This window comes from Rhodopirellula maiorica SM1 (genome assembly GCF_000346295.1).
GTDB classification, from domain to species: Bacteria; Planctomycetota; Planctomycetia; order Pirellulales; family Pirellulaceae; genus Novipirellula; species Novipirellula maiorica.
The window spans coordinates 1-10,691 of record NZ_ANOG01000156.1 but is presented as its reverse complement, the minus strand read 5'-3'; the positions used below and the strand labels follow the sequence as shown (position 1 = coordinate 10,691).

Here is a 10,691-nt window from a genome sequence, read left to right as displayed (position 1 = left end):
CCGGGTTCCATGCATTACCCGGTGCCTTACGGCCCTCGGCTCACCAATGCGATTTGCATTTCGATTAAATCAACAAGCCGCTAATACACGCAATGACTCCTGCCTAGCTGCTTAGTCGTCAACTTTGCTGCTTCGAAACACCGACGCCTGACGACAGCCAAGCGGCATTCTATCCGAAAACAACCGAGGGCTTTATCGGGCGTGGCAAGAATCTCGGCAGTTTGTTTGCAGCCATCCACAGAGGTATGATGAATTAGACATCGCGGATGATACGCTGTTTTGCAAACGAATTTTGGGAAAGCATCCTAGCAAGCCATGCGATCCGGCTTGTCCGATCCGCAGTCTTCAACGCAATTGGAGTGGCCATGTGATGGGCGAGGACGATTTTCAGCATCAGCGAGAGCATTTGATCCGCGACGAGTTGCCCCAGCTCGGCATTCAGGACGAAGCAGTACTGCAAGCGATGATGTCGGTTCCTCGTGAGCACTTTGTCAGCGACGAGAATCGCGAATTTGCCTATCGCAATGCCCCGCTGCCCATTGGTTTTGGACAAACCATTTCACAACCTCTGATCGTTGCCTACATGATCGAGGCATTGCAGTTATCGTCGGACGAGCGAGTGCTTGAAATCGGCACCGGATCGGGATACGCCGCCGCCGTGCTGTCGAAAATCGCAAAGGAAGTGTTGACGGTCGAGCGGCACCCCAAACTCACGGCTTCGGCACAAAAGCGACTGAAACGACTCGGCTACGATAATATTCGTGTCTTTCAATCCGACGGCACACTCGGGTTTCCCGAGTGCGCTCCCTACGCCGCCATCATTGTCGCTGCGTGCGGCCCCAGCGTGCCACCACCGCTGCTAGAACAACTCGAACTCGGGGGACGTCTCGTCATTCCCGTCGGCGAGAAACAGGGATCGCAAAAATTAGTCCGCGTGACCCGGCAAGCCGAAAACGAATTCAAGCACGAAGAATTGGGATTCGTCCATTTCGTCCCGCTGGTGGGCGAAGCGGGTTGGTAAAATTGCCCCGATAGCGGCAAGCTGCCTCAATCGCATCATCGGGTCGCCTCGGTAACCGCAGGCCGTGAATTCTCGCGACCAGTTAATCGATCGCGTGATCAGTCGAGCCGATCCCACAATACGCCCTCGCCCGTCCCGTCACCACGAAACCTCAGCAACCTCGACTCTTGGTTGCGATTGAGACATTTGATCGCGTCGGCGAGCCGTCGTTTGGGATCGAGGTCCGGCTTTTGAGACAAAGGATCGTCAATTTTTGCCGGCCAACCATCTTCTTCGAATGCCGTCAAAATCGTTTCTTGATTCAAGGCGGGCCAGCGAAATCGTTTGATCAGCTGTGTCCCCAATCGCAACTCATGACGAGCGGCATCCCAACATGGACCGCTTCTCGCTCGCGGCTCTTCCTCAGCCAAACTCAGGTGCGACAGCGTGTCCGTGAAAGATCGCAATTGCCTCGCCACCAACTGTTGGCCTTCGTCCGAAAGCGTGAAACAGGACCGGCCGTCAAACACGACTCCGCCTAATTCGCGAACCATGCGATGTTCATCCCCCGGTGAACTGAGGTCCTGGCCGTGCAAAAGCCAATGACGGCACATCAACCAGCGAACATCGTTGGTTCGAATCCCGATCTCTTGCAACTCGGCAAACGAGATCGCGAACTCCCACCGCGAACATGCTGCATCCGCTGCATATTGCGCCGCATCATAAAGAAGGGTGAACGCACCAGCGAATGAATTCAGCTTCTCGATAACGAACTCATCTTCGCGATGCCAGTCTTCGCTGACTACATCCATGCTTAAAAAACCTATGGAATGAAATCAAATCGATCATGGTGCTTGAAATCTACACGCCCCCATACGAAGGTCAAGTTGCGCAGATGCATTAACTTGCCTCGAGTTTCCAAACACCTTCGCAATCGAGAACCTTGCTGCTCTTTTTTGCAGCCTGAGGGCTTCCCCACGCTGTACGTATTGCATCGTTGCACTCATCGTTTCAATAACTCAATCGGGGTGCAATGGCGACAGCGATGGCAAGTTGCGGCAACGACAAGGTGCAGTCAATGACATCATTTACTCCTGGGGCGTTTGGCTGGTGTCCCGACATCACCGATCCTCGAGACTTTCCATTTACCCAAGGCATTCTGACCAAGCAAGCTTCAACACACACGCCGCCATCAAATGCATTGCCGAACCACGAGACGGATCCGCCATTGCCGGCTATCCAAATCTTGGACGAAGAAACATTGCAACTGTTTCAACGCAGTGATGGTCCAGCGCATTCGACTGCGGCGGTGATGAGTTTGTCATTGGTCGATTGGATTAGTCGTCGCTGGCGTGGCATCCCGATGAACCGAAGCTCCAAATTCTTGTACCAGATGACAATCCGGACTCAGGGAGGCGGCGGGGTGATGGGGGTTGGGTTACGCGCAACGCTCAAGACGTTGGTTCGCTTTGGGGCTCCTCCGGAACCGATGTGGCCATCGCATTCGCCATCGCCCGAGGTTCCCACGGACCCAATGCTGTTTGCGTTCCAAAGCGACTTTGCTGATTTGAAATTCTATCGCATCGACGATCGTTGTCGCCCCGCCACCGAAACGTTGTTTGCAATCAAACAATGGTTGGCATCGGGGACGCCGTGTTTGTTTGGTTTTTCGGTCCCCGATTGCATCACTTCGCAAAGCTGGATCCCCCACGAACACGATCGCAGCGGCATATTGGGCGGGACCGCGGCCATCGCGATGGGATACGACGACAATTTCGTCGTAAATGCTCCGCAGCCTGATTTGCGTGGCGCCTTGCGAGTCCGCTGCGGCTGGGGCGAACAGTGGGGCGACCACGGCTATGGATGGTTGCCCTATCGATACGTACTGGAGCGATGGGCCAGTGATTTTTGGGGAGTACTCTATCCGCAGTGGACAAGCACTCTGGAATGATCCATGGCCAGCGGAGCGATCATCACGGTCACTTCAGCCGCCGAGAATCTTGGCGAATGGATTTTGGCGAGTGGGGGGGCGCCCTGGGGGCAGCTATCGGGTCGCTAGCAACCTCAGCACGCCCGATCGGCTTCCGTTGTTCCGCCGGATCGGGGTTTTAAGATCGAATCAGCGCCGTAGGTGGTTGGCACAACCGTTGATTTTGTTACCCAGTACTAAGGAAACCAAGCAATGTCTCTGTTTCGCACCCTGGCTCCATTACTGGGGCTCACTGTTTTCATGGTCACGAATGCCGACGCCCAACACTTCGGGGGTCACGTGATCATTCATCCGCAACCGAAATGCTGGACGGTTCCGACCTATCGCCCGCTATTGTCGTCACCGGTAATCCAGCACTCACGACCACTGTGTTACTGTGGTCATCCCAGCACGCCTCATCCGCATGGACATTGCCATATCGTCCATCCACCATGCACCCACTGTGGACATTACCCCTGCCGCTGCCAGGTGCACCATCCTCACTGTTCCCACTGCGGGCACTATCCCTGCACCTGCCATCATCACGATCCGTGTTCGCACTGTGGACATTATCCCTGCAATTGCGACTGCAACCATTGTCTGGATTGTGAAATCAAGATGAGCCACCACTGTGATCGACGCACGTGCAGCAAGACTCCCATCCACTTGAAAATCATCGGCCGCATCCCACGCATCAATGAAGAGACAAATTGCTACGTGACGAAGATTGATTTCCAAGCGCCGACCAAAGTGCCTTACGTCATTTCCAAAACCCACAAATGCGTCGAGATTGGCAAGCGTGCGATCACTTGTTTGCCTGGCTGCACGTTCTCGCTGTGCGTTCCCATCAATGAATGCTGTGAAAGCGTGCTGACCTGTGAGCTTCGCAACAAAACAATGAACCTGCGTGCTTGGAAACGCGACAACGGCACGTACGACGTCTACGTCCTGAACGAAGCGAGCGGTGCCTTTTCCGCAGGTGGCATGCCCGAGAAGTGGTTGGTCATGCACTGCGCGACCAAATCGCAAGTCGAATCGAAATTCCCTGCGGTCCAAGTGACGGCGCGTGACGGAAAACCCGTTTCGGAGCGAGTCGTGTTGAATGCACACCGTCCTAAATCCACCTCAGCGGATACCGAGATGGAGTTCGTTGTTTCGCAGCCAGACGAGGAAGCCGAGGCAGAAAAGAGCGAACCAGCGGCCACCAGCAGTGCGGCGACCACGACGCCCCAACCTCCGGCAACTCGTCTCGCGGTCCAATAAGACGGCCCTAAAACAACCTCGCGCGAACGCCCCGTGGCTTCGCGAGGGTGGTCACGACGTCGGTGCAGAGGTAACCGTTCCTGGTGCTTCAACAGACAATACGGGAATTCTGGCGAGTCCCACTCGCTTGACCATCGCCCCAATGCGTGCCATCTACCTTAGTAGCGGTGCGGCGCAAGCCGCCCGGTTGCGGCGATTAAAACGTTCGGTTTAGACCGGGCGGGCCCCGCGCCGCACCGCTACAAACGCCACCCGTTTAGTTGCCAAAGTAGATGGCATTGGGCTCGCGCCGCGCCGCTGTTAAGAAGCACCGCGACCTCCTCTAAGGGAAAGAGGGGGAGGAACATTTCCAGGTTGATCTTGAATCGGTCGGACGACACACGATACATAAAGGGCGCAGGATCGTTTTTTCGGTAGCTGCACGCTTCGCGAAGTGATTAGCTGGGTGAAAAAACGGCCTGTTGCCCGCTTGCGAAGCCAATTGCAATACCGCCGCTTTGAATGGAATAAAAGTGAAGATTCGAGAGTACGAGACGCCGCTTTCGGGTGAAATGGTCGATCGGCCTCTTCCATCGAATGTAGATCCACGGCACCGCGATCGTTTTATTTCACTTCAACACGAGCGTTTAGCTCATCCCAAAATTGAAATTTATCAGAATGCAGAGGTTCGAGGCCGTGGTCCTGTCTTTTCGCAGGGTCGCCCCATCGCAGAATCCTTTGCCGCACCGCCGTGCTTGAACCGCTGGCATCGCCGATACGGCCCCGCGAAGGCTGCGATTGAATCATGGCTCAGCCGGCCACAAACACTCGAGACGCCTGCGCTTTGGATCACCGACAATTGGTGTTCCAACTACTACCACTGGATGTGCGATACATTGCCGAGACTCGAATTGGCGGCGATGCATTGTGACCTGCCATCGATGACGCTGCTGTTGCCCGCCCAGCTTCGGCGAATGAAGTTCGTGTCAGAATCGCTCCGCAGCTACGAGCTGAACGAGGTGCGGTTCTTGCAGCGTTTCGAGCGAATTCGATGTTGCGAATTAACGATGCCCTCGCATGTCGCGTCGTGCGGCAATGTCCGTCCCCCCATGATCCAGGCTCTACGAAATCGGTTCTTGAACCAGATTTCCCAGCTCAACGACGCCGACGCGTCTTCAGAGCATTGCTCTCCAATCGATAGCTCGCGAATCTATATCAGCCGTCGCAACGCAAAGCGTCGACGCATTGAAAACGAACGTGCCATCCTGCCTGTCTTAGCCGAGCACGGCTTTAGAACCGTCGTGGCGGAAGATCTCACTTGGACACAGCAGCTGCGAATTTTCTCGCGGGCTCGCTGTGTGGTCACAAACCATGGTGCCGGGCTGACGAATATATTGATGATGGCTCCGGGATCGCAGGTGCTTGAAATCACAGGGGATGATTCGTTTAGCGTCCCGTGCTTCCACTCGCTCGCTTCCGCGTCCCAACTCGATTATCGGTACTTGGTTGTCGATCAAGCGAACGCTCGAAGCTCGTCGCATGACGGGCATCTGCGGGTTGCCCCCTCGTCGCTAGACCGCACCCTTTCCGAAATGCTGTCCCCTCGCCACGCCACCGATTCTCCGCAACGCCGAACAGCCTAAAACGGCCAAACGGTACATGACATTTCTGGATGTGCCCTGTTTGTAGCGTCCCTATTTGTGAAGCCACTGTTTGTGACGCTACCCTTTGCGAGGCCCTGTTTGCGAAGATTTGCCCGTGCTTGTCACTCGTACTCGCTGACGATGTCCAAGTGCACTTCACGCATCGGCAGCCAGAAATCGTTTTTCAGTTTCGAGTCGTTCGAACGAACGATGTTCAAGCTCACCTGCAGTTTCTTTAGCGCCGAATCGAACTGGCTTTTCGTACACCCCAGTCGGGTGATCGCTCGTTTGCGTAGTGGTCCGGTGTAATCCGGCTCCAGCCGGATGAACTCGTATACCTCCTGGGCGAGTGGATCCAATTCGCATACTTGCTGGAATGCAGCAGGGTAGTGAACCTTGCGAAAATGCTGCATCTCGATCAGCGCCGCATCGCCGCCGGGGACCTTTCCATAGAACACGGTATCGGGATAGGTTTGGGGAATCCGCGTCTTCCAGTCCCAAACGGCCATGACCTTCGGACTCCAGCCGCCTGCTTTGGGTTTCTTCTCGGACAACCCCGTATTGTCCCACAACGAGGGATAGGGAGAGCCTTTGCTGCCGAAAACCGTGCAAACCTTCTGCTCCAGCACAAATTGATAGGCTTCATCAAATGTCGTGATCATGAAAACGGTTTGTGGCAAAAAGAACGTCATTTCAATGTTTCAGAGAAAATGTCTCGGAACTGCCATCGGTTTTACAGCCAAACCGTCGGCGTCGCCACGGACCGGTTCATTTCACAGAAACCACCGTTCCGCAGAGGCCAACATCCCCATGCCACAGCGGGGGACAGCCGCAGCGGAGGACTGTGCCGCATGCCGTTCACTTTGGCCCCAGCGGGCGGTTTCGTTAGGACTACCGCCGGACGCCTCCGTATAAACGGCTCACCGAACCGTCGAACCCCAGAAGAATCATTGCGAAAGGCAAATCTGGTTCTCGTTTGGCAGGCATCTAGGTTACAATCGTCCTACCTACCGTCGGGGAACGCCCCGTTAACCGCACCATTCCTTGCCTGCTGTGTCATTGTGCGACCTCATTCGCATAAAAACCCAGACCCAACCCAGCGACATCGAGAAAATGAATCGCAGCTTATTTGCAATGATAAAAAAACCTCTACCTGCACTTTTGATCACCTGTTTATTGCCATGGGTGATCGCGGCTCCATCGGCCAAAGCCGACAAGCCGTTTAGCTTCCAACCTAACGACGTGGTCGCCATTTACGGCAATGGCTTGGCCGACCGCATGCAGCACGACCCGTGGGTCGAAACGATTCTGCAGAGCCATTTGAAGGGGATGAATGTCCGCTTCCGCAACATGAGTTTTTCCGGCGACATGGTCAACAAGAAACCCCGCAGCAAGGGGTTTACGAACGACGACGAGTACCTGCAACACGTCGCCCCCGATGTCGTCTTTAGCTTCTACGGCTACAACGAGTCGTTCGAGGGACTCGGCGGCGCGGATGCTTATCAAGCTGAATTGGTGAAACTGGTTAAGCGGTACACCGAGTTGCGACGCGAGAAAGGAGAGGAGCTGCGGTTTGTGTTGTTCAGCCCGATCGCCTATCAAAACACCGGCAACCGACATCTTCCTGAGGGAACCGAGCTGAATGCGAACTTGGCGGTTTATACCGAAGTAACTCGCAAGGCTGCGGCCGAAGCCGGCGTTACCTTCGTCGACCTGTTCACGCCCACCATGCAGTTGTTCGCGTCCACTTCCGAACCGTACACCCTCAACGGCATCCATCTGAACGCCGAAGGCTACTACAAACTTGGCGGAATCATCTCGCAAGCGTTGCTTGGCAAACCCGCACCGGCGAAAGACGAACTTTCCGACATCTACGCCACCGTCAAAGACAAGAACTGGCATTGGCATAATCGCTATCGCGCCACCGACGGCAACGACATCTGGGGCAGCCGATCAACATTGACGTTTGTCGATGGTCAAAGTAACGCTGATGTGCTGAAGCACGAGTTGGTAATGTTGGACGTGATGACCGCTAATCGTGACAAGGCGATTTGGGCGGCCGCCGAAGGCAAAACGCACGTGGTCGACGACAGCAATGTTCCGCCGCCAGTAAAAGTTATCTCCAACGTCGGCGGCGGCAGCAAAAGTTCGAGCGCCGCGAAAGAAGGCAGCATTGACTACTTAAGCCCCGAAGAATCGCTGGCAAAGATCAACGTTCCTGAAGGCTATGAACTGAACCTCTTTGCCTCGGAAGTTCAATTTCCGGACCTTGCCAATCCTGTGCAGATGCAAGTCGATGCGAAAGGACGGTTGTGGGTCGCCAGCTGGAACACCTACCCCAAGTGGGAACCCGGCAAGGAGATGAACGACAGTCTGATGATTCTCGAGGACACCGACAAAGACGGTAAAGCGGACAGTCGCAAGATCTTTGCTCACGTCCACAATCCGCTCGGTTTTGAGTTCTGGAATGGCGGCGTGATCGTCACTTCGGGTCCCGACCTGTTGTTTTTGAAGGATACCGACGGCGACGACAAAGCCGACGTGCGTTACCCTCTGCTTCAAGGCCTGGGAACCTCCGATACCCACCACGCCGCGAACAATTTGGTCTACGGGCCGGACGGCGGAATCTATTGGCAGAGCGGTATTTTCTTGGTGCACAACCATGAAACGCCTTGGAAACAAAACCTGCACATCGGCGATTCGGGGATGTATCGTTTCGACCCTCGCACGTTTGCCATCACCCCGCACGCCGCCAACTCGCCGAACCCGCACGGCACCAGTTTTGACCGCTGGGGTTACTGCTATGCAAACGATGGCACCGGGGGGCGATCTTACCAAGTTCGCCCCGAAGGCAAGGGTTTCAAGATGCATACCTTGCTGACCAAAGAATTCCGCCCTGTCGCGGCAAATGCCATTTTGTCCTCGTCACACTTTCCCGAGGAATTGCAGGACGACTTCCTGATCTGTAACACGATCGGCTTCCTCGGCGTCAAACAGTATTCGCTTGACCGCGAGGGCAATGGCAAGGACCGGGCGTTCGGAGAAGTCTGGGGAACGCCGGGACTTGAGTTGCTGAACAGCGATGATCGCAATTTCCGTCCCACCGATGCAGTCGTCGGCGAAGACGGTGCGTTGTACGTTTCCGACTGGCACAACGCCATCATCGGCCACATGCAGCACAACATCCGTGACCCCAATCGCGACCACCAGCATGGCCGTATCTTTCGCTTGACAGCGAAAGATCGTCCGCTGCAAAAGCCTGTCGCGATTGACGGCCAACCGATCACCGCACTGCTAGAAAACCTCAAGCATCCGGTCAACGGCGTGCGGCATCGTACCCGAGTCGAACTGAGTGCTCGCGACTCGGACGCCGTGATCGCCGCGACACAGCAGTGGATCAAAGACTTTGATCCCAATGATGAAACCGAAGCCCACCATCTTCTCGAAGCCCTGTGGTTGCACCAACAACACGGCGTGCGAAACGAAGCACTGCTCGATATGCTGCTGAGTTCGGATGTCAAACACGCGGTAGTCGCAGCCAAGACGGTCAAGCATTTCTGGGAGAATGTCGACACCAAGGGCGCCAGCGGTTTCGCGTCCGCTGCCGAAACGGAATTTGTCAAGTTCAACCCACCAAAGCACCTGAAAGGGGACGACCGAAAAGCCTACAAGTTAGGAGCCGAGGTCTATCAACGTGAATCGCACTGTGCGACATGTCACCTGACACACGGTCAAGGAAGTGCGAACGTTTATCCTTCGCTAGTCGGCAGCCCTTGGGTGAACGGTAGCGAAGAGCGTTTGATCAAAATGACGCTGCACGGTTTGTGGGGCAAAATCACGGTCAATGGAAAAACCTTTGACCCGTCACGTGGCGTGCCACCGATGACCGCGTTCCGATCGCTGTTGAAGGACGAAGAATTAGCGGCCGTATTGACCTTTGTCCGCAACACGTGGGGCAACCAATCCTCGCCTGTCAGCGCCGCGAGTGTGAAGAAGATTCGCGAGCAGACCAGTGGCCGCGACACATTCTTTAAACCCGAGGAACTGCTTGCCGAGCATCCTCTCGAAGCGTCGCTGGCATCGACAAGTTCAGAAATGAAAGAGTTCTCCAACGAAGCTTTGGAAGCGGAACTGCTGAGTGCGTCACCGGCCGAATTGGCAAAGGTTGCCATGTCCAAAGGCAACGTGCGACGAGGCAAGAAGTTGTTCTTTGAATCGGGAGCGGCCTGTTTCGCTTGTCACGAACCTCCCAAGGGCGCCGCTCGACTTGGTCCCGATTTGGCCAAGATCGAGACCAAGTTGACGGATGAGCAACTGGTTGATTCGATCTTGCGTCCATCGAAGTTGATCGACAAGAATTTTGCGCAAGTCAGCGTGTTAACGGTCGAAGGCAACGTCTATACCGGCGTCCGTGTATCGGAAAACGATGACGAAATGGTGTTGCAAAACCTTGCCCAGCCTGAACCGATCAAGATCGCGCAGGATGACATCGAAGAGGTGGTTGAGTCCAAGGTATCGATCATGCCAGAGAATCTGACGCGGCAACTGCGAAGCCGCAAGGAGTTCGACGACTTGATGAAGTACATCCTCGAAGTCCGCAAGCGATAACGCGGCTCAGCTCGATGATTCAAAATACAAACGACGCGGGGGCAAAACTCCCGCGTCGTTTTTTTATGCGCCATTGGCAAGCGTGATCGCCAAAACCTGAGCCGAGACGCGTCAGCGGCCGGGTCTCGGCGCCCGCAACTGCAACCTGCAAGCCAAACCCGACGCCTCACGGCAAACGGCTCATCCCCATGAGCCGAGACGCGTAAGCGGCCGGGCATCACCGCCCCAG

The 10,691-nt window shown here is 55.4% G+C and carries 7 protein-coding genes; 5 read left to right on the top strand and 2 right to left on the bottom strand.

From position 1 onward, the window contains the following. Window positions 1-370 precede the first annotated feature (370 nt). Entirely contained in the window at window positions 371-1,021 is a 651-nt protein-coding gene (locus tag RMSM_RS04670; protein WP_040764115.1) for a protein-L-isoaspartate(D-aspartate) O-methyltransferase, read from the top strand. Window positions 1,022-1,119: 98 nt separating this feature from the next. On the opposite strand, the gene RMSM_RS04665 is transcribed toward RMSM_RS04670, so the two are convergent. Then, window positions 1,120-1,812 (bottom strand): hypothetical protein, encoded by a 693-nt coding sequence (locus tag RMSM_RS04665; RefSeq protein WP_008692307.1) that lies wholly within the window; start codon window positions 1,810-1,812, stop codon window positions 1,120-1,122. A 266-nt stretch (window positions 1,813-2,078) separates the two neighbouring features. Between RMSM_RS04665 and RMSM_RS04660 the strand changes: the two genes are divergently transcribed. The 3 genes from RMSM_RS04660 to RMSM_RS04645 all read left to right on the top strand — a co-directional run bounded on the left by RMSM_RS04660 (window position 2,079) and on the right by RMSM_RS04645 (window position 5,854). Next, window positions 2,079-2,951 (top strand): C1 family peptidase, encoded by an 873-nt coding sequence (locus tag RMSM_RS04660; RefSeq protein WP_144057374.1) that lies wholly within the window; start codon window positions 2,079-2,081, stop codon window positions 2,949-2,951. A 636-nt stretch (window positions 2,952-3,587) separates the two neighbouring features. Next, on the top strand, window positions 3,588-4,232 hold the full coding sequence (locus tag RMSM_RS04650; protein WP_008692303.1) for a hypothetical protein: 645 nt from the start codon (window positions 3,588-3,590) through the stop codon (window positions 4,230-4,232). A 512-nt stretch (window positions 4,233-4,744) separates the two neighbouring features. After that, a complete protein-coding gene (locus RMSM_RS04645; RefSeq protein ID WP_008692301.1) occupies window positions 4,745-5,854 on the top strand; it encodes a glycosyltransferase family 61 protein in 1,110 nt (369 codons plus the stop codon). A gap of 122 nt (window positions 5,855-5,976) precedes the next feature. On the opposite strand, the gene RMSM_RS04640 is transcribed toward RMSM_RS04645, so the two are convergent. Then, a complete protein-coding gene (locus RMSM_RS04640; RefSeq protein WP_040764116.1) occupies window positions 5,977-6,516 on the bottom strand; it encodes an AlkZ-related protein in 540 nt (179 codons plus the stop codon). 472 nt (window positions 6,517-6,988) lie between these two features. Here RMSM_RS04640 and RMSM_RS04635 point away from each other — a divergent pair, with 472 nt between their 5' ends. After that, a complete protein-coding gene (locus RMSM_RS04635; RefSeq protein ID WP_201767002.1) occupies window positions 6,989-10,462 on the top strand; it encodes a PVC-type heme-binding CxxCH protein in 3,474 nt (1,157 codons plus the stop codon). Window positions 10,463-10,691: the final 229 nt, after the last annotated feature.